Genomic DNA, 24759 nt, shown 5'->3' with positions numbered 1-24759 from the left:
TTACTAATCCCGTCTACAACACTTGGGCGAGTACTCGGTGAGCGCATTGGCCTGTAATCATCAGCCGAGGTTCTTGAAAAAGTTAGCCATCAGAAATTTGCAATCAACGCCAGATCGATAGGTGTCGGCGGCCTTTGCCTGTACACGGCAGAGGCTTTGGCCTCAATTCGAGGGAATTTCTTGAACCTGGGTGCTCATAAGGGTGCTGAAATAACCTCGGGCCCATTTGGAAGCGGATTGTCTCAGCAGTGCTGAGATAATCCATGAGTCACTCGGATGCCTGACCTTTGCTCATGCGCGGCAAAGGTATTTGCGAAAAGCTACAGTCTTTCGTCGATGTTGGGAGCCGAGGAGGGTGCTGAACTGTCACTGTTTGAGCAACAGGAGCGTGCCCAGGAGGACTTCCCCTTCTCTTCTTGCAGCCATCATGGCCGATGAATGATTCGGCCTGTTATCGTCGACAGAGAATTCACTTTTCGATTTCAAGCGATGTCACGATATCTTCCCATCACCGATTTTCGTGCCCGGCGAAAGGTTCTTGTCCGCCGTGACTTCGGACTAGCCGAGAATCGTCAACCGCCCCCGTCCGACCCAATTGAGGAAAAGGTCTGGCGCAGCATCGTGACGCTGCCGGATGACGTCGCCATTCGCACGTCAAATCATCACGGAAAAACTCTCGCCCAACTGAACGAGCTAAATTCGGCATGGACCTTTTCGACCCTACTCCCACCCTACCGGGAGAGCATGTCTCCCGTCATGCTGGATGCGAACGACGAAATACAGGCGGCGCTGTACAACTGCCTCACTGGGTATTACCGCTTTTCGGTGGGCGGAATGAGAAATGTGCTGGAGTTGGTCGCCATTGGATGTTGGGCGGAAGTGTGCGGCAAGAAGAAGGAGTTTCGGGATTGGCGCAAAGGCAAAGTGCAACTCGGTCTCGGTACGGCCTGCGATGGGCTAATTGCCGGCGCGGTATCCCTCGAATCCCACCTGAAATCAACGGTGAACGATAGCCTATTCGCACACAAGAACTCGACGACGAGAGGGATTGCCATGCAAGGTGGCTATGTACGCCGTATCTTTAGTGGCTTGTCCGAGTTTGCTCATTCGAGACCCAACTACAACGACTCTCATTTTCGAGAGAGCAACGGGCCAATCTACGTGAAATCCGCCTTCGACCACGTGGCTTGGATTCACTTCGAGACAATCGCGACTGCTTATGTGCTTGCCCTCATCGCGCGGCCTAAAATGCGCATTTCGCCTGTATTCCGGAAACTCTTCGCGGACACGAAGCGCGTCAGGTCTCGTGTGGTCCGAGCGGCGTTTCTGCACCTGAGCTAATTGGATATCACTCGACACTCGGACGTTTGTAGCTGAGACTGGATCGAACGTCATGCCCCTAAGGAATGAAGATTGATGTGTGGCAAGGTATCCGTTTCAGCTTCCCAGAGGGATAGCTGTCCCATTCGAGGCAGCTCAATGTCTTTTTGCAGCAAGGACCGTCGAGAAATCTCTTGTACTATTTCTTTCAAAGTTTGGCCGGTCATTCGGGAGTACCCGTAATGATGTGCTTGAATCTCGTCGATCGCTGTTTCATTCAAAGTTGTGGCAATTTCGGCGATATATGCGCCAAGACGAGGTCCAATTCTGAATCCCAACTCGCTGGCCATTATCACTGCTCGGACAACCGTCAGTTCAGGAAATGGGCTGTCTGTCCTATTGAGTTCCAGTGTCTTAGACAGAATCCCGTGAAAAAATTGGTCATGTCCCGAAAACAGTGCGCGAGGCATACCATCCTTTGACCAAACTTCAACAGCTATTGCCTCAAGGTTGAAAGTGGTCGTTGATGGAAGGTCTTCAAATCGAGCAACCGCTTTATCTTTCCTGAACGCCCATGTCTCCTCCAAGGGCCAAACATCAAAGTGCCAGTAGCCGTTTCGCAACTTCAGTCCGCCAAACCGTGTATGACGCGCAACGATGCCATTGAACCGCCTCTCCAGTTCTGAAAGTGGAGCTCCGAGGACAACCACATCGATATCCCTTGGTCGACCGAACCGTCCTTCAAAAAGCCGTGAGACGAGAAGCGATCGGAGTGTCCCCCCGAACAATACAGCCCGAACGTCAGTTTGCTTCAGATCCTGCAGTACTTGAAGGATTGGGGCCTTCCATGCAGAGCCGTTTGGCCGGAAAAGCGTCCCCACTTCCGCAAGAAGTTTTCGCTTTAAGTCGAGTACAGCGATGTTAGCTTCCATTGAACAGCTCACTGTGGAGTCTCTTTGCAAATGAATCTGTCATTCCACAGATGTAGTCAGTCACCAATTGGAATCGATGGTAAGTCTCAGGTAAATCCTTCTTCTCTGTCGCAAAGTCGCGAAAAATACGACGGTAGTTTGCGGAGATCAGGGCCGCAGCCTTCCCCTCGAACTTGGAAGTCTTTGGTTCACCGCCGATAGGCAATGCCCTAGCTCCCTCCCAAAAGATATCCATGAGGTCATGAATGACATGCCGGCCCATCAGTTCGAGGGTTAACGTAGAGCGCGTCGGATACACGCATGTCTGCCCGATTGTCCTTAAGCATCCTGCGAGGTCTTTCGCCTCACTTTCATCAAGAAGGTCGCCTTCATGTTTACCGTCCATGATCGCTTGGTAAAGCTTCTTGAACGTATCGACCACGGCATCAGTCATCACCCCGATGGCCGCGGTCCGAAACGCTGCTGCATGAGCATCGTCATCGAGGTCCTTCGGTACTTCTGACCGGCCAGCTTTAAGGATCGCTTCCTTTCCCTTAATCGCACGCTGAACCGAATCGCTTTTTGATTCAAGCTTCTCCTCGACGTCAGTCCAGGAGAGAATGCCTTTTTTCACTGCATCCTCGACATCTGCAGCAAGATACACGATGTCGTCAGCGGCCTCCACAAGAAAGCAGATTGGATTTCGCGCGGTACCAGTGCCCGTAGCTTCCCTGATCTGATCGACTATGTCATTTTCTGAGGTGAAATAGCCGGGTTTTCTCCATGCTCGATTCGGATTATCTTTATCAGCTTCATTAGACGGCGAAACGTACTTCCTCAAAGCCGACAGGGTTCCGAATGTAAGATTCAATCCCGTACGGTCAGCTAGCACCTRCAACGTTGCAACGAGTCTAAGGGACTGTGCGTTTCCTTCAAATCTTAGAAAGTCTTGGATCTGTTGCTCACTGCTGAGGCCTTTCTTGAGATCGTTTGCGTGGTCTTCCCGCTGAAACCATGAACGGATGGCATCCTCACCTGAATGACCGAAAGGCGGGTTTCCGAGATCATGGATAAGCCCACATGTCGCAGCGATTGCCTCGATATATCTATCAGCACCCTTTTCAATTTCCCCCTGCTGTATGAGCCACTCGGACATCGCAGTCGCCAACCCCCGTGCGACGCAAGATACTTCGAGCGAATGAGTAAGGCGCGTACGGACGGCGTCGTGCGGTTCAAGTGGAAACACCTGTGCCTTATCCTGCAGTCGCTTTACGGGTGTTGAGAATATTGAACGATCAAAATCGCGCTCAAACTGTGTTCTGTGATCTCCGCCACTCGTTGTTTGGCGGCGGCGGTTCGGATTGAGCAAAGTTGTCCAGTTCATCGCAATTCCTCGATACCGTGTCTGTCAACAGCCTATCGTGACAGCGGAATTCACCAGAACCCGCGTCGCATCTCAGAGGATATCTCACTCATTCTAAACGGCTCCTCTGCAACTCCTCTTCCGAGCGATTGCTCCGGTAAACACGTATCTCGTCGTCTGAATGAGCCGCAGGCTGCGAGAAGGAAGTGTACACAGGAAGGGGAAAGGCGCCTTGTTACGAAACCGCTATTCGACAGTCACAAGGACGTTGGCGGTCCAAAATGGGTCTCCGAGCCCATGCGCAGAGTCAAAGTGCTTACAGTGGGCGGGCAGGTACGCGAGCTTGTTGCTGGGCATTACTGTCTGCAGGTCACCATCATATTCCAGTAGTAATGGCGTCGTCTTCTGCGTCTCCCACGGCGTCATGAGTTTCATGAAGAAGCCAACGGCGACGGAGGCAAGGGTGCCGTTCGGCCACACTACTTGCGGCTTTCCCCCTGCCGCGCCGTACTGTGCTGCCTCCTTTGTCAGCCCGTTATCGGTGACCAAGCCCATGCAACGCATGCAAGGTTTAGTCGGCATCGACAACATCGCCTGGCCGCTAATTGAAAACTCTCCGTTCGATTCGTGGACGTCCATCCCGATGTCGATCAGAGGGATGAGAAATCGTCGCGCAAAGCTCTCCAGTTCACTGCGGCAGCCGATCGAGTCGACGCACGAGAAAATGACATCGACGTCGCGAAGCTCCGCCGTGACCTCGGCCCAACTCGCCAACCGCTTGACGACTTCGGCGACGGGATTGACGGATTTGATGACACGTTCCGCGATGTCGACCTTAGCAGTACCCAGTCTCACGTCCTCCTGAGTGCCGCCAACGAGCCGGTTGAGGTTCGTATCTTCGATGAAGTCGGGGTCTATCACCAAGAAGTGACCCAGTCCTATATGGGCCAGCTGCTGCGCAATGTGAGAACCGCCGCCGCCCAAACCTATGAGCGCAGCCCTGGAGCGAGCCAACACGGTATCAGAGTGCGCCCCGAGGAACGACTGGCGCTGCAGATTCAATCTAGTAGTCATCCGTCACCTTCCATGTGCAGCGAATTGGGCTTCCCACAATGGCAACCTCGACGCCGGACGGCGAAGAGAAGCCGGGAATCCAGCATTGACCGACTGCTGAATCAAAGCTGAATACAACCGCCCCATGAGGAAGGCTGGGCTGAACATTCCAGAAATCCGGCACGAACAGGGCGTTCTCCCGGAGGTCCGTTCTGCTGAATCCTGGCCGGCCACGATGCTCGTGGAGATGAACGTGGACCATCGAGACGGTCTCCATATAGGCGGTCTGCAACGCTTTGCGAAGAGCCGAGCGACCGATGGTCGCACCCGCAGATGGATCGTCCACGTAGTCCCCATCTTCCACATGATGGACTCCTCCCGCGAGCAGGAGCAGTGACGTGGCCGATAACGCCGGGCGGCACTTCAGGAAGGCGACCCGCTCCGCTGCGAAGTCGTGCGGCTCTCGCAGGCGCCGTACCAGATCATTGTAGAGAGTCGAAGTCACCTTTAGGATCGCTCTCATCGGAGCCCCCGGAGGTGCTCGGCGAGGATCTCCGCTGGGCGCAGGTTGGCGGGCACCTGGTTCCATGACCATGTCCACCACTGGCTGCCTAGCACAACGTGGGAGCTCCAGTTCGCACCCCGACCGACCACGGCCTGCTGAAGGAAAAGACGGGTGGTGTAGCCTCCATGCTGGCCAAGGCAAAGGACAGCCCTCATTTCGCGTGGTGTGCAGCCTTCGGGGAGTACGAGGCGAGGAAGGAAGACGAAATCCACTCCGCCTTCCGCCTTCTCCGTCACGTCACCAAAGACAGCCCGCAGTTCGTCGAGATGCTCGGTGGCAACCATTAGGACGACTGCCCCTGGCGCACATGGCTGACAAACACCTCACCGCCCTTAATGTGGACTGTGCCGCTCTCGGGGAGTTCCTTGAATTCGCCGCAGATGACCTCGTCCAGAACGCGGGACGGATCGACCCCAAGAACTCGCTTCAGCTCAGCAACGGTGTACGTCCCGGCCTGAATCGGCTTGTGCTTGCCGTCGATGGTCACCTGCACAATCTTGGGAGACGTGGTGAACTTCTCGACGCCGTGCTTGCGAAGGTTCGCTTCGGCATGGGGGGAAATCAGCTCTGGCTCTCCATGGCGGAAGTTCTCGAAGACCTCGAATACGAGCTGTCCGTCGCGCCCGGCCAAGTGGAGCAACTGGTTGCCGGTGATGTGGGCCTTGGGCCACTCGTGGTATTTGTCGTCCACCTTGATGCGGTAAGCGCGGGCAGGGGGCACCGGCTGGCCATAGTGGCAGCAATGCTCAATATCCGCAAGTTCAACTTCAATCGCAGCCAATTCCACCGCCTCAATGGCGACTGCCTGTTCAACTACACCCAGCTCCTGGTTCAGTTCTTCACGGTTCATGTATGTTTTCTCCGTCTATGCGGCTTGCGGGCTTTCGGTGCCGGTCGCAGCCGCTCTCACTGGGTTAAGCGCACCTCCCCTCTTTTTTCGCCACGGCATGGAAAAAAAATCCGGTGCCGGCGCTTTAATAGATAGAGAGGGGTGAACGAGGCCGTCCATGAACGATGCGGAATACCGAAGGCTGCTCAAAATGCTCACGGTGCGTGCCTGCCGCGTCCTCAAGATCGCCGCATCGAAAGGTGAGGACTGGATTCTCGCGGCAGGCAAGTCGCCAGCCGACTATGCCGCAGAGACGCTCATCCGTTGGGGCACGAACCAGCTTCAGTTCACGGGGACGACGGAGAAACTGGATGCCTTCCTGACAAAGGTCATGACGAACGCGATCATCAGCGCCCTGCGGAAAAGTGAAGTGAAGGCGAACCGGGCCGGCAAAATGCTCCCCCCCGACGAATTTCCCGGAGACCCATCGCTCCAATCAAAGGCGGAGAACCTGTTCGACATCCGATCGCTTCTGCGAGACGACACCTTCCGTAAGGCGCTCGATCAATCCACGGCGGACGACAAGGATTTGAAAGACTACGTCGATGCGATCGAGATGTTCGAAGACGGCATCCCGGCTGCTGGCGATATCGCCTCGCTATTGGATGTCCCGGTGACCGACATATACAACCGCAGGAAAAAGTTAGCCCGGCGACTTGGAAAGCATGGCTTTACTGAATCGCGCCGCAGGAGCCAAGTATGAAGAAAAAGAACGAGGAGAATCAGTCCGCGAAATCGTTGGAGGAAAGTTTAGAAGCGCTATTCGGACGCGAGGCAGACCTCACAGATGCTGAGCTTGACGAAGAGCTGGCTGCCTGCGGAATCGATCCCGCGAAGTTGCAGGCCGACGTCCATAAACAGCTCTTCGATTACGCGAATCATCATTACCGAACGTTGGACAAAGCCGTTCCAGAAGATCTAGAGAAGACATTACGAGCGCTCCGGCCTCCGAACGCGACGGATAAGGCAAAGGCCGTAATTAGATCGGCAGAGGATCTGGTTGGTAGTTTTCTCGATACGGCAAAGGCTAAGTCTTCGGAACTTGTGCGCAACGTCTTGCCGACCCAGGCTCGCCAACCTCAGTTTGCCTTTCGTAACAAAAAGGAACTATCGGCGGCGGACAAGGCCCTCCTAGAGAGCGAGCAAGAGGACGTCGATTCTTCCGAAGGATGATGAAGGGAGACGCTCGATGAACAGAGAGGTTGCGGTAGAACTGCGGCGCAGACTGCAGATAAAGGGAGCTCTCCGTTTCGAAGACATCACTAAGCCACTGCACCTGTCGATAAAAGAAGTGGGTTCGGATGGTTTCGATGGAGCGCTGGTGCGTCGATCCTCGGGCGTGGGCGGTCGAATTCTGGTGAACCGAAACATTCGAGAGTCGGGCAGGAAGCGTTTCACTACGGCCCACGAGATTGGGCACTACCTCCTCCACAAAGACTCGGACAGCATGTCGTGCGGCGCGAAGGAGATTGCGAACTGGACCAATATCGAAGTCAATCCTGAGCACGAGGCGGACGAGTTTGCCTCGGAGCTCTTGCTTCCAAGCACTGAGATACAGGCTTTGATTGGAACGCAGTGGCCTTCACTCAAACTCGTTAGCGACCTTGCTGAGGAGTTTGAAACCACCTTAACGGCCACGATCAGGAAGTATTGCGACGTTGCAACGCAAAGCTGCGCTGGAGTTTGGGTACAAGACTCGCGTATCGGTTGGTTTTCACCATCCCCAAGTTTTCCGCACTGGATCAAGGTCCGAGAAGAGGTAGATGCCGGTCTTCTGGACTGTAATGCACCGCTACAAGAGATGGTTGAGGTCAGAGCCTCGGAGTGGATTCCCGCTTTCTCCGAAGACAAGGTATCCACGCTTCTCCAAGGGTGTGTAAGTATGCCCACTTATCGAGGCTCGCTTGTGTTGCTGTGGGCGAAACGTCCGCTTAAACATCGGACGGCAGAGGATGACTTGCTCGAAGAGCTGGATACGGACAAGTTTGACAGCTATCGGCGTGAGCGTTGGCCAGGCAAGAAGTAAGGCCTCGCGCGAAGGAGCGGCGGGCAGCGAGTGATGACTTTAGAGATTTTACGATGTTCACACAAACGACTATTGATCTCTGTCGATAGCGAGACCATGGCCGCTCGAAATCTCGTGAACAGACCTCTGCTCCAGCAGAATTAGCCTCTTCTTCTGCTTCAAACCTCTGCTGAACAAGGGCAGCAGTCAAATCGACTCTAGGCCTCTACCGTGCAACGGCACCGGTCCATTTTTGCCTCCGAAAGCAGAGGTCTGTAACCAGAAAGCAGAGGTCGATGAGGGTGCTGGCGAGGGTGCTGAAAGCTTGCCTGAGGTTTTTTTCAGTGACTTACAGTGCTTTTGTTAGCCATCAGTGCCCATGTTTTCAATGGGTTATGATTAAAAGCACTTCTGTCACGGTAGAGGTCCAGAGCGAACTGTTCTGCTCACCGGCCTATGACTGGCAAGCACGTAGAGGCGGGCCGTTCGACGAGTGATAAATCGCCAATGCGCTCACCGACACCGCATTAGTAACGATATGTCGGCTTATCGTAAATGCGAATAACTCCGTTTGCATGGGCTCTACCGAATTTCTCAATACATCCTAAAACGTGAGTCCAGGCCGAAGCCTCTATTCAATCCTGCTGAGATCGGTGTCGGGCGCGGGGTAGCCTAACGTACGGCACATAGAGACGATCTGACCCTTGTGATGGAAGGCGTGAGTCAAGACGTGATGAAGGATCAGTGCCGGGGTGCGAATGGCCGTGTCCCCGTCCGGGAAATGCAGTTCTGCATTTGTGTTGAGTTGCTCGTCTGTCAGGTCTGACAGGTAGGCAAGCGTGTTTGCGCCGACGCAGTGTTGCAGGCGCCTGGCATCGGGAATGGTAGACCAGTCGGCGGGATCCTCATCCTGGAACGGAGTTGCCTGGAGGGTATGGATCCAAAACGCTTCGCAGTTGAAGATATGAATGACCTGAGCGCGAAGCGTTGGGAGACCGAAGCCTGGAAGTTCTTTCACGTACTCTTCTTCGGGGATCGTCGAGAGATGATCGAGCAGAAGAGTGAGGCTGGAATACGTCCAGCGATGCAACTTGCGGATTCCGGTGAGAGTGAACAGGAGCAGCCTCCTTTCGGTTCGGATTCATTGTAAGTCCGAAACCTGGGGCGGCACCCCGGGCTGGTATGGAGCGCGCCGTTGGCGCTTCAACAGAGGTTCCGGCGGGCTTCAGGCGGCGACGGAAGCGCTTGAGGTGTCGGCCTGCTCGGCCGGAATGAGGATTGAGAAGACGGTTCCGCGATGGTCAGCGTTTATGGAGCTGCGAACGCGAACGGCCCAGCCATTTTTTCTGACGAGCTCTTGCGTAACCCACAGGCCGAGGCCTGTGCCGGTTTCTCCTTTCGTGGTGACGAAGGGTTCGAACACAGTCGGCAGCAACCGGGGATCGATCCCCGAGCCGGTGTCTGCGATGGTCAAGCTCAGGTACCGTCTGTCTGGCATCTTCGAGCTGTGCCAGGAACCAATTCTCAGTCTTAGCTTTCCCCCGGTGCGCATCGCATCGAGTGAATTACTGATGAGATTGGCGATAACCTGCCGCAACTCTCCTGGATTGGCATAAACAGAAACTAGAGCGGAACGTGCTTCTTTATGCACGTCGACCCGCGCCGATATCAGACGCGAGTGATACAGCGTCAGCATGGAGTCCAGTACGGCGCTGACGTCGACCAGTACCGGCTTATTGGGTTCGCGGTAATAGCGCAACGTGTGTTTGGCGATCTCGGTCACTCGCGCGAGCTCCTGCTCGGCCTGGCCGAGATAGATCTGCGCGTTCTCCGAAGATGTTTCCGAGCGCAACAGATAAAGCAGGTTGGTCACGGATTCCAACGGATTGTTGATCTCGTGGGCAATGCTTGCCGCCAGGCGGCCGGTAACGGCCAGTTTCTCCGCGCGGCGGAGAGCATCCTGAGCTCGCACCATCTGCTCCATCTGGTCCCGTACCTGATATTGGCGCTGCCTTCCACGCAGGGCGACTTCGAGCGTGCTGAACAGGGTTTCCGGACGAAGCGGGCGCTCCAGAAGAAGCACGTTGCCGAGCGGCATCCGCAGCTTGCGAAGCCGTTCACTCTCGGCCGTAACCCGGCCGCCGGAGACCATAAGGATGACCGGAAAGTCTGACCATGCCGGTTGTTCCTTCAGCGCTGATTCCAGTTGTTGGATTGCGGCGCCTGTCAGTGCTTCCTCGGTGACGATGGCCGCGCCGGTGCCGAGGCGTATGTTCTCTGCCAATTCCGAGACGGAGTTCACGATATGGCAAGGCTTGCCCATTTTCTCCAGAAGACTGGCGATCAACGACGCATCGCGTCCTGTAGGAGCCAGAACGAGGGTGCGTGTTTCACGAGACGTCGTTTCATTTGCGGCGATCAGAAGAATCCTCCTGGCTCGTAGAACCCGTGAACGTCGGGTTCCCGGTAAGGATGCCTTCGAACTCCTGCAGTGGAGGCCCGACCCTGATGCCACCGTTGCGAAAGATTAGCTCGCGGATGGTGCGTTCATGTGGTCCACTGCGTTTTTTAACGACTGAGAGTGCCTGGCGGATTGCTCCTGCGCGCTCAAAATAACGGAAAAGAAGAACCGTGTCTGCCAGATAGCTGACGTCAACGGGAGAGTTGGTGATCCCGATGAAGCCATGCTGTGCCAGCGTGAGCAACGTTACGATGCCCTGCTGCCCGAGGTAGGCTAACAATTCGTGCAGTTGCATGGCGAGAAACTGTTCATGCGGCATGGCGTTGAGCAATCCGTTCATGCTGTCGATGACAACCATTCGGAGATCTTGTTCGTCGACGAGGCCCCTGATGCGGGAGACGAACTCTCCGGGAGAGAGCTCGGCGGGATCGATCTGGTGAATCTCAAGCATGCCGCTTTCCATTAGCCCGGTAGGATCCATACCCAGGCCCTGTCCGCGCTCAACCAGCGTTGCAAGCGCCTCATCAAACGTCAGGATGACCGCCTTCTCGCCGCGTTGGGCCGAGGAGACGGCATAGCGAAGCGCGATGGTTGATTTACCGCAACCAGCCGGCCCGATGAGGAGAGTACTTGTCCCCGTATCAATTCCTCCGCAAAAGAGGTCATCCAGCTCTCGCAGGCCGCTCACGATAGGGGCTCGTTTAAAACCGGGCTTGTGCTCGGCGGCGATCAGGCGCGGGTAGATCTTGATTCCACCGGTCTTGATGGTGTAGTCGTGGTAGCCTTCGCGGAACTGAGAGCCGCGAAGCTTGTGGATCTCCATCCGGCGTCTTTTGATGCCATAGTCCCGTTCCAGGCTCTGCATTTTGATGACGCCGTGCGCGATGCTCTGGAGCTGGAGGTCGTTCACATCTCCTTCGGCGGTTCTGTCATCGAGCAGAAGGACAGTGCAGCTCCGGCCCGCGAAATACCGCTTCAATGCGAGAATTTGGCGACGGTATTTGAGCGGATCGCGGGCGAGCATGCGGAACTCTGAAAGAGAGTCGAAGACAACTCGTTGCGGGTTGATCTCCTCCACCTGCCTCAGGATGGAAGTCATGGTGTCTGCCAGTTCGACATCGGAGGGGTGAAAGACGGTGTACTGCGCGTCCGGGCCGAGATCCTCGTCGGAATGAATCATCTCGTAGATGGTGATCGGTTCCACGGACCAGCCATGGGATGCCGCCACCTGCTCCAGCTCAAGCTTGGATTCGGACAAGGTGACGTACATTCCTCCGTCGCCTTGCCTCACACCTTCAAGCAGGAACTGCAACGCGAGTGTCGTTTTGCCGGTCCCTGGATCCCCCTCCACAAGGTAGAGGTGGCCTTTGGGGAGGCCACCGTTCAGGATGTCATCCAGGCCAGCAAGACCCGTCAGGAGTCTGATTTCTTTGTTCGCAGACTGATTGTTGTTAGAGGAAAGGACTCCCGATATCCGGGGTCCCTCGCTCGATGGAAGCTTACCCATACCGCCCCTCCAACGGGTTTAGATGTCAATTTCCCCAAAAAGTCTGCCAAAGGCGTTCTGACTATTCAAGTTGCGACTCACCCGCGGGACCATGAGTTTCCGCCGCCGCACAGCCTCCAGAGATGCGAGCGGACAGGTCCAGAACGGGAGCTGAGATATGGCTTATGGCTGCGGCAACTGAAGGTGATGCAACGAACGTCTTATCTCATGCTGATATTGTTGAGATTCCCGCGGCATTTCTACTGGATGCTCTCGGTGCGCCTGAGGTGGATGGCGCCCTTGAAACTCCAGAAGAAGCTGCCAGGTATAAGGCGCCCCGGCTGCGATTGCGTGACGATAAGGGCACTCGGCCACCGTTCGCTCTCTTGAAGGGAGAAGATCGATGATCTTAGAAAGGCTGAGGGCCGCGATCGTTCTTGGGTTCTTGTTGTTGCCCCTTCCTGAGTCGTATGGACTGCCCGGAACAGGGAAGACAGGGGTGCTCGACACGGACCGGGACGGTTTGAGCGATCGAGAGGAAAGTGACCTGCTGGAGAGGTTTGCTCCGCTCTTTATGATCAGCCGCGACGACTGCTCCGACCGGCCGGCACAGTTTCTTGAGGGCGCCCGAAGTCCAACTGTCGTGGAAGACGATGGAACGATCTATGGTCAGGCATTTCCTCGCAAGGGACGGCCCAGCGAGGTGGAGCTGCACTACTACCATCTATGGCGGAGAGATTGCGGCGAAATGGGACATCGTCTCGATGCAGAACACGTATCGGTCCTGGTGAGAACTGGAGCGAGCATCGCAGACGCAAAGGCTCTGTATTGGTATGCCGCAGCGCACGAGGACACGATCTGTGACGCAAGCCACCTTGCCCGTGCGGCCACGCTGCATGCGGAAGAGCATGGTGGCACGATCTGGATCTCAGAGGGAAAGCATGCTTCCTTTTTGTCGGAGGCCATGTGCACTCATGGCTGCGGCGGAGACCGATGTGCGCGGATGAAACCCTTGAAGACCAAACAGATTATCAACCTGGGCGAAGTGGATGCTCCGATGAACGGCATGGTCTGGCTTAACTCCATCGAATGGTCGCTGAGCAGCAAACTCAGTCGAAGCGACTTCCCGGAGATGCGCGTGGCGAGGGTCGAACGGCTGCCGGAGACAGATATCGTCTGGGCGAATCCGGCGAAGCGTCCGGCGCAGGCCACCATCCTTGGCGCGAATGCGGGGATTGGTGGAGCAGCGACGGGCATAAGAGCCACGGATACGGCTCTGGACGTTGCGAACAGCAGCACGTCTTCCGCGCTGGATACAACGGCTGGCAAGACGGGGAAGGCTCTGAAGACTTCTTCCAGGAACGTCTGGAAGGCTGTGAAGAAGAGCGTTCAGAAGACGGGCGAGGTTCTCCATGGGAAGCAGGAATAGAACACGGATGATGCGCCTGGCTATGCCTAGATGCCAAGGCATAAATAGAACGACCGGCAGACTTATGGGACTGGCGGAAGGTGTCCGAATTTGGGACAGATCGCGAGATCTGATTCGATCTGTTATTGCTGCCGTTCCTTTTAGGCATCGGAATCAAACGATTTACTACGTGACGGTTTCTTAGATTGTTGTCTCAGTGTATGCTGAGACCTCCATGAAAACTTCCATCTTCCGCCGAGCAGTTGTAGCCCTTTCTGCGTCTTTTTGTGTCTGGTTTCTAACAGCATGTTCAGGGGGCGGGGGAAGTAATAGCTCCAGCAATGGCGGTGGGAATACGGTTGCCACGCCATCGGTAACTTCTATCTCACCCACCAAGCTCGCTGCCGGCAATGCGGCGGTTACGCTGACGGTGAATGGAACTAACTTTACGTCGACCTCATCCGTACAGGTAGGAAACGTTGTTGTACCGACGACCTATGTAAGCGCTACGCAGTTGACGGCGGCGGTACCGGCGAGCTTGTTGGTGTCAGGCGCAAACCTGGCGATCATCGTGGTGAATGGCGGCGCTGCCAGCGCCGGCGGCACTGCTGTGAATCTGGAGGTGGATAATCCTTCACCTGTGATTACGAGCTTTACGCCGTCCACCTTTCTGACGGGAACGGTGTCGTCGGTCGTCTCAGTCATTGGCACGGGGTTCGTTCCCACGACAATCATCCAGGTGAATGGTGATAATCGCAGCACCACCTACGTCAGCGGAACGCAGGTCAATATCGTTCTTAGCACTGCAGATCTAGCAGGCGCTGGCACGCTTACCTTGACGGCCGTCAATGGAGCGCCGGGAGGCGGAAACTCCGCCGCGTCGTCGTTGTCGGTGAATAATCCGCTTCCAACGATTTCATCGCTTTCTCCTGCTGCCGTACCTGCCGGCAAAACTACCGCCACGATAGTTACGGTTACCGGAAACAACTTTATTTCCGGGACGACGGTGCAGGTCGGCACGACAGCGCATACGCCCACTATCGTCAGCGGCAGGCAACTCACGTTCCCACTTTCGGTCGCAGAACAGTCAATAGTTGGCAGGCTTCAGGTCACGGCGGTTAATTCGGCGCCGGGTGGCGGCAGCTCAAACCCTGGCAGCATTCTTGTCAGCACCCCAACGGCTACTCCTGTGCTGACTGCCCTGGCGCCGTCGGCCATGATCGTCGGGTCGCCGGACAGCACCATCACGGTAACGGGGTCGGGCTTCAATACCAACTGCTCCGTTCAATGGAACGACGCCGCGCTCACGACCGGTATTCTAACCTCGTCAAGCATCTCCGCAATCGTACCCGCGAGTTTGCTTGCGTCCATTGGAACCGCTGCGATTACGGTCAACTGTCTGACAGCACTTGTACCGCTCTCCAACTCGCTGACGGTAACGATCGGTAATCCGCCGGTGCCGACGCTTACTGCTCTTTCACCAAATTACGGTCCGATGAACACTGCGACCAAGATAACGCTTACGGGAACTGGTTTTTCGACTGCTTCAACCGTAAGTCTGAACGGCACGCAGCTGACGACGACCTATAACAGCTCGACGTCGCTTTCCGTCACGGTTCCGGCGTCATCTCTCTCATTGCCGGGGAATTACTCCTTTAGTGTTGCGACGCCTGCGCCGGGAGGTGGCACCAGTAGCTCATTAGCTTTCTCCGCCTATATCCCTCTCGTCAATAACAGCATGGTGTATAACCCTGCCGATGGTCTGATCTATGCTTCGATTCCAGGCTCGGTGGCTGCGCCGCTGGGTAATTCGGTCGTTTCGGTCAACCCTGCGACAGGAGCGATAGGAACGCCGATCTTTGTTGGCAGTGAGCCAAACAAGCTTGCCCTGACGGCGGATGGCCATTATCTGTGGGTCGGCCTTGATGGATCTTCGGCGGTTCGTAAAGTGGATCTGGTTGCGAAGACGGCGGGTCTGAAGTTTTCACTGCCGCTGGTAAATTCCGGCATTTACAACTCGCCCGCGAATGCTCAGGCTCTGGCTGCATTGCCTGGAGCGACAGATTCGGTGGTTGTTGCCCTGAGTAATTCTGATTTGACCACCAGGGTCGGACTTGCCATCTTCGACAGCGGCGTGATGCGTACCAACACCGCGACGAACACGATCTACGATAACTCCATCTTTGCCATCCAGACCGATGGTTCAAAAAACGAGATCTACGCTGGTGGCGGTAGCGCGTACAACACCTTCACGTACAACAGCAATGGATTGACCGCGAAGCTGGTCTTGAGCAGCATCACGCCGGCGAGCGGCTCCCAGGACGAGATGCAGCTTCTCTCGGGCAAGATGTTCACAAACTTCGGCAGAGTCTATGACGCCGAGGCCGGAGCTCTGCTGGGTTCTCTTTACGTGACCGGTCAAACCGTTGCACAAGGTGCGACGCTTGCTGACGCCACGCTTGGAAAGATCTTTATGGTTGACTATGCATCCGGGACGGGCAACAGTAGTGGCGGTGCTAACCAGATCCAGATATTTAAACTTAGCGACTATAGCTCCACCGGGACCACGATTCCGGTGAACGTGCCATCGCTGATCTCAAGCACTTCGATCTATCCGACCCGTCTCGCGCGATGGGGAGGAAACGGCCTTGTATTCCGTACTCCCGTCGGGATCTATAGCTTATCTTCGAATGCGGTTGCTGATCTGAGCTCAGTAACTGCAGACCTGAATGTCGTCCTCTCGACAGGTGGCTCTACCGCGACCGGAAGCAACACCACCTTCACGGCGCGGGTGAAGAACAACGGTCCATCCACGGCGACGGATGTCGTCCTGGCTGGCCAGGCTCCTGCGATCGGCACCTTGGTTTCTGCGACTTCGACTGCCGGTACGTGCAGCACGTCCAACGGTATTACATGCTCTCTGGGGAGCATGGCGAGTGGAAGCACCGTGACGGTAACCTTTACCGTGCTCCAAACCACAGCCGGAAGCTCGACCATGGCGGTTCAGGTCTCAGGAAACACCGATCCCGATAGCACCAACAATACGGCAACGGCCACCGCGACGATCACCGGCAATGATTACAACGTTGCTCCCGTATTGAGTTCCATTAGCCCGGCGGCGATCCAAACCGGAACGGCGGATACGAAGCTGACGGTGAATGGCGCCGGGTTCAGCAGCGGCTCAACGGTCATGTTGGGTTCTACTGCGCTCGCTACAACATTTGTCAGTTCTTCCCAACTGACGGCGACGGTGCCTGCTTCCAGCTTCGCATCGATGGGTTGGGCGCCGGTTACGGTCTCCACTCCTGCTCCGGGAGGCGGCATCTCTTCAGCTCTGCCGTTGACATACTTCAGCGTCCTTACGATCGGCGCGAATCACATCCTCTATGATCCGTATTCGCGGCAACTCATGGCGAGCGTAGGTTCGGGATCAAGCAGCGTCGCAGGTAACTCGATCGCGGCGATTCAGCCGGATACGGCGTCTATTGGGACCCCGGTCTCAATTGGGAGCCAGCCCACCAACATGGCGCTCAGCTCTGATGGACAGATTCTTTACACGATTCTCTCCGGCAGCCAGAGCATTGCGCGCTATAACATGCTCACGGGGCAGCCGGACTTCACATACACCGTGCCGAACTCCAACTTCTCAGGCGGTATCGCGCTGCGCGGTGTGGCTGTGCAGCCCGGAACGGAAAACACAATCGCACTCGATATCGCATCGTTTACTGGAAATGCAATTTATGACTTTGATCCAGTGCACAAGACGGCGGCGATTCGTGGCCAGGCCTCCGGACCATATAGCGGATCTTGCCTCTCGTTCCTGGACGCAGCGAATATGTTGGCGTTCGATACGGACACTAGCGGCTTTTCTCTCGATCACTACACGGTTACCTCAAGCGGCTTCGTCTATTACAACTATTCGCAATATAGCGAATCGACGCTCAATCACTTCGGATGCTTCAAGCTGAGTGGCGGGCTTGCGTTTGCCAACGGTGGTGGCATCGCAGATCCGTCAACCAAGCCGGCAACCCAGATCGCCACTCTGGCTGGGGTGAGCGGAGGCGGCTTCTCCAATTCACAGGCGTTGGAACCGGACGCGCCACTGCATCGTGCTTTCTATCCAGCAACAAGCTCTTCGAACTCGAGCACAGTGACCGGCATCGCGGTGTTCGATCTGAATACCTATCAGTCCGTCGCTACGTTGCCACTCAATATGGCGACTATCGAAGGCTCCACTAGTTACTCACCAGTCGATATCATTCGCTGGGGGCAGGATGGCATTGCTGTTCTGACCTCCACCGGTCATATCTACCTGCTACGAGGTGCTGCGATCGTTCCCGGGCTCATGACTTCGGGAGCGGCTGCTGCATCGCTGGCGTCTGCCTCGTCAACAACACTCACAAAGGGGTCAGGAAATGTATTGCTGACCCTGACCGGGGCGAACTTCGCGCCGGGTGTAGCGGTGAGCTGGAACGGTGCATACCGCACGACCAAGATTGTCGATTCCACGCACGTCACTGTCGCCATTCCGGCAAGCGATCTAGCGGCAACCGGCTCGGGATCGCTGATAGCGACCAACCCTGGGGCGGCAGCCTCGAATAGCTTGAGCGTCACCGTGCAGTAGCAAGTGACAGCAGAGAGCAGCAAAAGGCGCGGATCTGATCCGCGCCTTTTGTCGTGCCGGGTCATAGCACAGAGCTTGGTTCGGGCTTCGCTCGAATTTCACATCCATCCCTGTTGGGATGGATGTGGCCCCATACTTATGGCATTTCCGCATTTTCGACATGCCCTATCTGAGCGGTAAGTGTGTTGCGGGGACTGCTTGTTTCACGGCCGAGATGTTCAGGCCGACAAGAGGGTCTTTGATTGCAATTGCGTCTACGTTGACCATGGGAATGGTCAGCGAGAGTTTGGCATTGAGCGCGGTGAGGAACCGGTTGGCCAACAGAGCGTAGCCGGTGTTGGAAGGGTGGATACCGTCCAGGCCGAAGAGGCCGCCGAGAAATGTCGTGGTTGCGGTTTTGCCATTGACCGTGACGCCCGCCTGCATGGAAGCGAAGTAGGCATGCATGTCGACGACGGTTGCTCCCACGGCTTGTGCCTGCTGCTGGATCACCTGGTTGTAGCTGTTGACCGTGGCTTGCACGGCCGCTACCTCGGATGCGGTAAGGACGTAGTTATCGGCCAGCTTTGTCAGCTTTCCACCGGCGGCAGATGCCTGCAGCGCCTGCACTCCGTCGAGATTCACCAGGTCTCCGTTTTGAATACCGAGGATCGCAGCCACAGTGGAGGCAGGAATACTGGTAAGCGCAGAGACCTGCGCGATGACAGTATTGGCCGGCACCATGTAAGGAACGGCGGTGACGTCTGGAATGTTGGCGACGACCAGGTTGGCCGATGTCTTCGACTTCAGCGTGGTCATCAACTGGATGAAGTCGGTGGTGAAGCTCGATAGCGATGTCATGACGGAGGGTGTGCCCTCTTCATCGGCGATGAGAGCGTCGTTGTTGCCCGCCCATACAATCACGGTGCTTGGCTTGAGCGTGATAGCTTCATCGATCTGCGACTTCGTGTTGCCCGCGGGGAAGGCGAGAACGAGATTGGTCATCAACTGCTGGCCTGTCGCGGCTATGGCCGATGGTGTGGTGTTGAGGATGTCATGGAGCAGATGGCCGGGAACGGCGAGATCGTTTGGCTGCTCGGTGGGATTATCTCGCCCGGTGGTAGTTCCGGACGCGGTGACGATGACCGGTGGCGGACCTGTCTTGACGAGCTGCAGCACGGCAGGCGCTCCGGGAGGTGTGATCAGCGGAAGCGTGAGGGAGAAGTTTGCCTGCGTGGCGATAAGTGCGGCGTAACCATTCTTCTGCTGGCTATCGAGGAGTGAGCCGTTTTGATAGCCGGCAGTGAGGGAGTCACCAAGGAAGACGACATTTGCAAAAGGCTTGCCGATGGAAGAATCGCTTCCATCCGAACCGCAACCATTGACTAGAACTGTCGACAGAAAAAGCAGCGAGGCAGAGATGCCGCGCCAAGAGGTCCTGAGCGGGGACACAGGCGTTCTCCAGAGTTGATGTGTTGTTGTATCTGTTTCAGTGCAAAGTATAGCGAAGACAAGGTCCTTGACCGTATGCATCGAAGCGGCGTCTCTGGAGGCAGAGGCTTGTTCGAGGGAGTAGTGCTAGCGATGAAACAACCCGCTGAGAGCTTTTCCTAACGGATTGGACTGCAGGTTCTGCTTTTGTTGTTGTGTGCTTCCGCCAACCAGCTTGCTTATGTCAGGTGTGAACGTGGGGTTGGCGGTTGTGCCGCCGATGGTCACCGGAATTCCATTCGCTGTGGCCTGGCTCACCGTCGACCCAAAGACACCGGGCAACAGGCTGGCGGCCTGTGTGGCGAGTCCGCCGATGCCGGTGGAGTCGAGCTTGATCAGCAGGCGGTAGTTGAGCGCATTATTGGCGCTGATGGAGCCGTTGCCGGAGGCTGAGCCGAGTCCGGCCACGATGGCTGCAAGGTTATTCGTCTGGACACCTTCGGTGCTGTAACGCAGGTTGGTGCTCAAGGCCTGGATGGTGGTGTTCGATCCGGTCTTCGCTCCGGTAAACGCCTGAATGCTGGCGAGCTTCTGTCCCAGATCAAAACCTGCGAGCTGCGTATTTGCAATACGGATAGGCCCGCTGATGACGGGGGCTGTTGTTGGCCCTGCGACATCGAGCGAGAGGGTAAGGGTACCGCCTTGCAGTCGCGAGCCGGAGGGCAACTGTACACCGAGCGAGGGAAGGAAGGCGACCAGGTCATCGATAGGCATGTTCTTGCCATCGACGTTCATCTGTGTCGAGGTGGTGTTGCCGCGGGTTGTGTAGGTTCCGGCGAGGCCGAGCGCGGCCTTGCTTACCTGCATGGTTGCGCTGTTGATCTTGCCGGAGAGCGATTGCAGGTCCTGATTAACGTTGAACTGCAGATCGACAGGCTGTGAGGACGGCGTGCCGTTCTTCGCCAGCTTCAGTTGCGCGAGATGAAGCTTGCCATCGGCCTGTGCCGTCTGGCCATTCGAAGTGACCTTGGTATCGAGATCGGCGATGCCTGAGATTCCCTGGCTGGGCTGGACGAGTCCGGCTGAGACCAGGTCGGCATGTTTCAGCGCGATCTGCGCAGTGAGTGGGGTCAGCGAAGCATCGTGCTGATTGATCGGGCCGGCATTGCCGGTGATCGCGATGCTTCCACCTTCAGGCAGTTTACCGTTCACGGTGAAGGGGAATGCGTTGGCGAACGAGAAGTTCTGCACGCTGACGTTGAGATCGCTGTAGACGTGCGGCTGACCCTGTTGCGGCAGCGTTCCCATGGTGACGCTGCCATCCTTGATATCGATCTTGCCGACGGTCAGGTTGGGAATAAGGTCGTTGGTCTCCGCCGTGGGGGCCTTGCGCTTGCCTTCGCTGCCGATGCTGGAGTAGTTCCAGGTACCGTTCTCGGCGCGTATCAGGACGATCTTCGGTTGATCGATCGTGAAGCCGTTGATGTGGACCTGGCGGTTCAGCAGCAGCGGAAGTACCTCAACGCCGATGTGAACGCTCTTCGCGGTAAGGAAAGGCTGATTGCTGAACGCCGGATCGTCAGCGATGGAGGGCGATTCAGCATTCAGGCTTCCGGAGAAGAGTGAGAAGTCGAGGTGTCCTAACTGCACGGGACGTCCGAGGGAGTCCGAGAGCGCTTTTTCGATGCGTCCGCGATAGGTGTCGGCATCAAGAAGGTGGCCCACGGCGAAGAAGCCGACGAGTGCCAGAAGCACGATGCCTGCAATGATGACCCAACTCCGTTTGATCTGTACCATGCTCTCCCTCTCCCTGCGGTCCTCTCTAGTAGATGCTTCTTCCGGTGTTTCCACCAGTGCTTGAGGATGAATAAAAGAAGAGGAGTTGATAGAGAAACAGATTTCTCCGCGGGGCTACGAAAGGACAAAGCAGGAAAGCTTCGCTGCATTGTCCCGCTGACTAAAAGCAGAGCACCGTTGCGCGTGGCGCAACCACTTCGCGCCGTAGGTGCGAATGTTTTGCTTAAGGGCACGGCTTCAGCCGTGCCAGTACAGCGCGGGTAAAAGATGCGGCTTTAGCCGCTGTTCCTGGGGCTTTGTACGGCACGGCTGAAGCGGTGCCCTTAAGCACTACGAATTCGAGCTTTGCTCGAATTGTCAGCGAACAAAGTTCGCTGGGAGCTGAGTATCGAGTGGGGGTGGTAGAGGAGCAGATTTTTCCGCTCCCATTGGTCGCTGCGAAATGACAAACAAAAAAGGAAGATCGAACTGTATTCGATCTTCCTTTCTGTGGCGAAGATAAGAGACGGTTTAGCTCCTAGTCGTCGTCATCGTCCTTCTTCTGGCCGTGGGGATGAAGCACCATCTGCGGGACGGGTTTGTCGCCCATGGCGTCACGCCAAAGGATGATATTCAACAGGCGGGCATCGGCGCGGTCTTCGTGAGTGAAGTCCATCTTTGAGGACTGCTTCGCTCCCGGAGCCTTTGGCGTGTTGGCCTGGTAGATGAGTTTGTTGTCGCGATTGGTGTAGTCCGCGGTGAAGGCCGGCTGATCGCCTTTGCCTGCGAAGATTGGCGCGATGAGTGGAGCAAAGGCGTCGTTGTTGTTCATCGGCGGAACACCAAGAAGGTCTTCCATGGTGTGCAGGACTGAGACCGTGGTGTAGAAGCTGTGGTCGATGAAGGGCTCTGGATTACGCGGCGAGTACTTGCTCACAATCAGCGAAATCGACCGGTGGCCGTCAACGTGGTCGGCGCCGTCCTGCGCGTCGTCTTCAAGGATGAAGAAGGCGGTGTCGTCCCAGTAGGGCGAGTGTGACAGGGCTTCCACGGCGCGGCCGACTGCGAGGTCGTTATCGGCGACGGAGGAGCGCGGTGTGGGCGAGCCGACGGCAGTGCCGGCAGTGTGATCATTGCCCATGCGTAACATCACGAACTGCGGCATGTTGTCCTTACCGGCATTGCGCTCGGTGACCCATTTATCGAACTGGGTAATGAATTCGCTGACGCGGAGCTGGTCAGGGAACTTGAGATTGAAGTCCGGGTAGGCGGTATCGAAGTGGCCATCAAGCTCGGGCTTGGTGGCGGTGTTCTTGAAGATGAGCGGAATGTGCCACTGGTACTCGCTCACGCCGCCGCCGTAGTTGGAAGGAATCTCCTGGCCAGGGAGGATGGAGCCTTTGCCGGCGCAGCGCTGAGGCGCGGGTTCGGGTGTGCCGTTCAGCGGAGAACGATCTTTCGGGGCCTCGCCGGAGTCGTCGCAGAACTTGGTGGCGACGAACTCGCCGAAGTGGTGGAGCGACTTGCCGTGCTTAGCGAGATTCGTCCAGATGTAGCCGCTCTGCGGTTCGTCGATGTCGGAGATGCCTTCGAGCAGCGGATAGCCCTCCGCGACGACGCCCTCGTAGTCATAGGTGCGTTCTTTGCCGCGATAGCTCTGCTGCCAGTTCTTCTCGTTGTAGTCGGAGGTGATGGCGGCGGTGGACCAGACGTGTCCATCGCCGGAGACCTCGCCGGAGTCGTAGAAGTTATCAAGGACACCGAACTGTAGCGCGAGCTTGTGCAGGTTGGGCGTGATGTCTTTGCCATACATCGTCAGAGAAGAATCGCCATCACCGACTCCGAGATCGCCGAGGATCTGATCGTAGGTGCGGTTCTCTTTGATGATGTAGATCACGTGCTTGATGGGGTTGTGCCCATCGGCGAAGACATGCTGCTGCTCGGCGTTCATGCGATTGGAGAGAACAACGGCACGTGAGAGCTCATCCAGTTTGGGCAGAGCAGAGCTCAGATCGATGGAGGCCAGTGAGCCATGCAGCAGCGTGGCGATGTAGGCGTGTGGCCGCGTCCTGAACTTTGCGGGCATCTGGCCGGGATCGGTAGCCATGAGCGGCTTGGGCGAGTTAGGTCCAGTGCCTTTGCCCTTGCCGGTGGCGGTATAGAGCTTGTTGTCCTGCACGGCTACGGCTGTTGGGAACCACTCGGTTGGAAGGAAGCCGGTGGCGTGTACGGGCGCCGCGGCAGAGAGCTTCTGTGCTGTATCGAAGACAGCAACCGCATTGGAGCCGGAGTTGGCAACGAAGAGACGGCTGCCATCGGTGMTTAGAGCAAGCGCTGTGGGGATCGCGCCAAAGTAGCTCTGGCCGGGCAGGCGTGTGTCGAGGGTGCCGGTCAGCTTCGGTTTCCCTTTTGCGAGTGAGACAGCGGCGACGGCATCGCGATTCGCGAGAGCGACGTAGAGTGTCTGTCCATCCTTCGAGAAGGCAAGAGCACAGGGATGCGAGCCGGGGCCGGTGGCCGGATCAGGCGGAAGCAGCGGAAGCGTGGAGATGGCCTTGCCGGACTTCAGATCGAGCTGGGCCAGCCCGGAGCCGTTCCAGAGGGCGACATAAGCGAAGCGCTGGGCTGGATCGACAGCAATAGCGATCGGGTAATTCGCTGGGACGATGGGCCTGGTGGCGAGATCGAAGCGGCGAAGGATTTTGCCGCTGGCGGCATCGACCTGCAGCACGTCGTCAGAGAAGTTATCGGCGACCAGAAGTTGTTCGGCGCCATCGGCTGTCTTCAGCAGTGCCAGTCCGGTGGGAACCGGGATGGCCTTGCCCATAGGTATGGGTTTGCCGATCTCGTTCTGCGAGCGGCCAGGAGCAAGCTGTTGCAGCGGGATAGGGATGAGACGGTCCGTTGCGATGGAACCGTCGTGGAAGCTGTAGACGGCGATGGCGTTGCCGGTCTTGATGAGGCCGTCTTTGTCAGGCTCGCCGCCTTCAGGGGCAGAGAGTGAGTCGAGCGAGGCGTAAAGATGCTGTCCGTCAGCAGAGAAGAGCAGGCCGGAGAAGAGTGTCTGCGCGGAAGAGAGTGTCGTGCGCGACTCAGGAAAGTCTTTGACGGAGCCGGTCTGTGTGTCGAGCACGGAGATGGACTGCTGGTAGTTCGACTCGGCGGTTCCGTAGCCGGCGTTCACCACGGCGAGGTAGCGATGATCGGGGGACCAGGCCATCGCCAGTGGAAGGCTGTTGATGCGTTGCGGGTCTCCGGGAATGCCGGGGAGAAGTTGTTTACTGCTGGGCAGATTGATCGGCGACTGGCCAAAGACCGGGGCAGCAGCCAACAGCGCAACGAGGGAGAGACGCGTTACAGGGGTCATAGGGATCGTTAGAAGAGTAACAATCCCGTATTGCGGGAGTCGCGCGATTTATATGATTTTTAGGAGCATTTTCCCTGTTGCTGGGTATCCCGGACAAGGCGTGCAGCGGCATTTTCATTGC

General features: G+C 56.7%; 18 protein-coding genes. 7 read left to right on the top strand and 11 right to left on the bottom strand.

Translation table 11 applies throughout. The features are described from left to right. Window positions 1-438 precede the first annotated feature (438 nt). Complete coding sequence (locus tag AB4Y89_RS11675) at window positions 439-1341, top strand: hypothetical protein (protein ID WP_442301100.1); 903 nt, start codon at window positions 439-441, stop codon at window positions 1339-1341. Between the two features lie 50 nt (window positions 1342-1391). Here the strand turns inward: AB4Y89_RS11675 and AB4Y89_RS11670 are convergent, their stop codons facing one another. From AB4Y89_RS11670 to AB4Y89_RS11655, 4 genes are all read right to left on the bottom strand, one after another. Next, complete coding sequence (locus tag AB4Y89_RS11670; protein ID WP_442301099.1) at window positions 1392-2252, bottom strand: hypothetical protein; 861 nt, start codon at window positions 2250-2252, stop codon at window positions 1392-1394. After that, a complete protein-coding gene (gene dgt, locus AB4Y89_RS11665; RefSeq protein ID WP_442301098.1) occupies window positions 2242-3615 on the bottom strand; it encodes a dGTP triphosphohydrolase in 1374 nt (457 codons plus the stop codon). Before dgt ends, AB4Y89_RS11670 begins: the two co-directional genes overlap by 11 nt. A gap of 225 nt (window positions 3616-3840) precedes the next feature. After that, the gene (locus AB4Y89_RS11660; RefSeq protein WP_442301097.1) at window positions 3841-4656 is read right to left on the bottom strand and encodes a HesA/MoeB/ThiF family protein; all 816 of its coding nucleotides are present in this window, start codon (window positions 4654-4656) and stop codon (window positions 3841-3843) included. Window position 4657: 1 nt separating this feature from the next. Then, the gene (locus AB4Y89_RS11655; RefSeq protein ID WP_442301096.1) at window positions 4658-5170 is read right to left on the bottom strand and encodes a hypothetical protein; all 513 of its coding nucleotides are present in this window, start codon (window positions 5168-5170) and stop codon (window positions 4658-4660) included. 98 nt (window positions 5171-5268) lie between these two features. On the opposite strand from AB4Y89_RS11655, the gene AB4Y89_RS11650 reads away from it, so the two are divergent. Further along, window positions 5269-5499, top strand: coding sequence for a hypothetical protein (locus AB4Y89_RS11650; RefSeq protein ID WP_442301095.1), 231 nt, complete (start codon window positions 5269-5271; stop codon window positions 5497-5499). On the opposite strand, the gene AB4Y89_RS11645 is transcribed toward AB4Y89_RS11650, so the two are convergent. After that, the gene (locus AB4Y89_RS11645; RefSeq protein WP_442301094.1) at window positions 5496-6062 is read right to left on the bottom strand and encodes a multiubiquitin domain-containing protein; all 567 of its coding nucleotides are present in this window, start codon (window positions 6060-6062) and stop codon (window positions 5496-5498) included. The genes AB4Y89_RS11650 and AB4Y89_RS11645 overlap by 4 nt on opposite strands. 157 nt (window positions 6063-6219) lie before the next feature. On the opposite strand from AB4Y89_RS11645, the gene AB4Y89_RS11640 reads away from it, so the two are divergent. Genes AB4Y89_RS11640 through AB4Y89_RS11630 form a run of 3 tightly spaced genes read left to right on the top strand, consistent with a single transcriptional unit; the run spans window position 6220 to window position 8127 of the window. After that, window positions 6220-6804, top strand: coding sequence for a hypothetical protein (locus AB4Y89_RS11640; protein ID WP_442301093.1), 585 nt, complete (start codon window positions 6220-6222; stop codon window positions 6802-6804). Then, window positions 6801-7274: a hypothetical protein gene (locus AB4Y89_RS11635; RefSeq protein WP_442301092.1), complete on the top strand. Its 474-nt coding sequence runs from the start codon at window positions 6801-6803 to the stop codon at window positions 7272-7274. The genes AB4Y89_RS11640 and AB4Y89_RS11635 overlap by 4 nt, the downstream gene beginning before the upstream one ends. A gap of 16 nt (window positions 7275-7290) precedes the next feature. Further along, entirely contained in the window at window positions 7291-8127 is an 837-nt protein-coding gene (locus AB4Y89_RS11630) for an ImmA/IrrE family metallo-endopeptidase (RefSeq protein ID WP_442301091.1), read from the top strand. Between the two features lie 610 nt (window positions 8128-8737). On the opposite strand, the gene AB4Y89_RS11625 is transcribed toward AB4Y89_RS11630, so the two are convergent. The 3 genes from AB4Y89_RS11625 to AB4Y89_RS11615 all read right to left on the bottom strand — a co-directional run bounded on the left by AB4Y89_RS11625 (window position 8738) and on the right by AB4Y89_RS11615 (window position 12074). Further along, window positions 8738-9196: a DinB family protein gene (locus tag AB4Y89_RS11625; RefSeq protein ID WP_442301090.1), complete on the bottom strand. Its 459-nt coding sequence runs from the start codon at window positions 9194-9196 to the stop codon at window positions 8738-8740. Between the two features lie 135 nt (window positions 9197-9331). Next, entirely contained in the window at window positions 9332-10429 is a 1098-nt protein-coding gene (locus AB4Y89_RS11620) for a sensor histidine kinase (RefSeq protein ID WP_442301089.1), read from the bottom strand. 82 nt (window positions 10430-10511) lie between these two features. After that, entirely contained in the window at window positions 10512-12074 is a 1563-nt protein-coding gene (locus AB4Y89_RS11615) for an ATPase domain-containing protein (protein WP_442301088.1), read from the bottom strand. A gap of 382 nt (window positions 12075-12456) precedes the next feature. Here AB4Y89_RS11615 and AB4Y89_RS11610 point away from each other — a divergent pair, with 382 nt between their 5' ends. Continuing rightward, the gene (locus AB4Y89_RS11610; RefSeq protein WP_442301087.1) at window positions 12457-13482 is read left to right on the top strand and encodes a hypothetical protein; all 1026 of its coding nucleotides are present in this window, start codon (window positions 12457-12459) and stop codon (window positions 13480-13482) included. 214 nt (window positions 13483-13696) lie between these two features. Further along, the gene (locus tag AB4Y89_RS11605; RefSeq protein WP_442301086.1) at window positions 13697-18085 is read left to right on the top strand and encodes a beta strand repeat-containing protein; all 4389 of its coding nucleotides are present in this window, start codon (window positions 13697-13699) and stop codon (window positions 18083-18085) included. 165 nt (window positions 18086-18250) lie between these two features. Here AB4Y89_RS11605 and AB4Y89_RS11600 read toward each other — a convergent pair whose 3' ends face one another. The 3 genes from AB4Y89_RS11600 to AB4Y89_RS11590 all read right to left on the bottom strand — a co-directional run bounded on the left by AB4Y89_RS11600 (window position 18251) and on the right by AB4Y89_RS11590 (window position 24638). Then, window positions 18251-19516 (bottom strand): SGNH/GDSL hydrolase family protein, encoded by a 1266-nt coding sequence (locus AB4Y89_RS11600; RefSeq protein WP_442301085.1) that lies wholly within the window; start codon window positions 19514-19516, stop codon window positions 18251-18253. Between the two features lie 126 nt (window positions 19517-19642). Further along, window positions 19643-21292, bottom strand: coding sequence for an AsmA family protein (locus AB4Y89_RS11595; RefSeq protein WP_442301084.1), 1650 nt, complete (start codon window positions 21290-21292; stop codon window positions 19643-19645). Window positions 21293-21809: 517 nt separating this feature from the next. Next, window positions 21810-24638, bottom strand: coding sequence for a beta-propeller fold lactonase family protein (locus AB4Y89_RS11590; protein WP_442301083.1), 2829 nt, complete (start codon window positions 24636-24638; stop codon window positions 21810-21812). Window positions 24639-24759 lie beyond the last annotated feature (121 nt).

Source organism: Terriglobus sp. 2YAB30_2, assembly GCF_052114765.1.
Taxonomy (GTDB): domain Bacteria; phylum Acidobacteriota; class Terriglobia; order Terriglobales; family Acidobacteriaceae; genus Terriglobus.
The sequence above is the reverse complement of the archived record's forward strand: the minus strand, read 5'-3'. Positions and strand labels throughout refer to the sequence as shown.

What these genes read in the sequence shown, in the direction of transcription:
- AB4Y89_RS11675 (WP_442301100.1), top strand. Translation starts at nt 439, where the DNA reads ATGATTCGGCCTGTTATCGTCGACAGAGAATTCACTTTTCGATTTCAA.
- AB4Y89_RS11670 (WP_442301099.1), bottom strand. Translation starts at nt 2,252, where the DNA reads ATGGAAGCTAACATCGCTGTACTCGACTTAAAGCGAAAACTTCTTGCG.
- AB4Y89_RS11655 (WP_442301096.1), bottom strand. Translation starts at nt 5,170, where the DNA reads ATGAGAGCGATCCTAAAGGTGACTTCGACTCTCTACAATGATCTGGTA.
- AB4Y89_RS11645 (WP_442301094.1), bottom strand. Translation starts at nt 6,062, where the DNA reads ATGAACCGTGAAGAACTGAACCAGGAGCTGGGTGTAGTTGAACAGGCA.
- AB4Y89_RS11640 (WP_442301093.1), top strand. Translation starts at nt 6,220, where the DNA reads ATGAACGATGCGGAATACCGAAGGCTGCTCAAAATGCTCACGGTGCGT.
- AB4Y89_RS11635 (WP_442301092.1), top strand. Translation starts at nt 6,801, where the DNA reads ATGAAGAAAAAGAACGAGGAGAATCAGTCCGCGAAATCGTTGGAGGAA.
- AB4Y89_RS11630 (WP_442301091.1), top strand. Translation starts at nt 7,291, where the DNA reads ATGAACAGAGAGGTTGCGGTAGAACTGCGGCGCAGACTGCAGATAAAG.
- AB4Y89_RS11620 (WP_442301089.1), bottom strand. Translation starts at nt 10,429, where the DNA reads ATGGGCAAGCCTTGCCATATCGTGAACTCCGTCTCGGAATTGGCAGAG.
- AB4Y89_RS11615 (WP_442301088.1), bottom strand. Translation starts at nt 12,074, where the DNA reads ATGGGTAAGCTTCCATCGAGCGAGGGACCCCGGATATCGGGAGTCCTT.
- AB4Y89_RS11610 (WP_442301087.1), top strand. Translation starts at nt 12,457, where the DNA reads ATGATCTTAGAAAGGCTGAGGGCCGCGATCGTTCTTGGGTTCTTGTTG.
- AB4Y89_RS11605 (WP_442301086.1), top strand. Translation starts at nt 13,697, where the DNA reads ATGAAAACTTCCATCTTCCGCCGAGCAGTTGTAGCCCTTTCTGCGTCT.
- AB4Y89_RS11595 (WP_442301084.1), bottom strand. Translation starts at nt 21,292, where the DNA reads ATGGTACAGATCAAACGGAGTTGGGTCATCATTGCAGGCATCGTGCTT.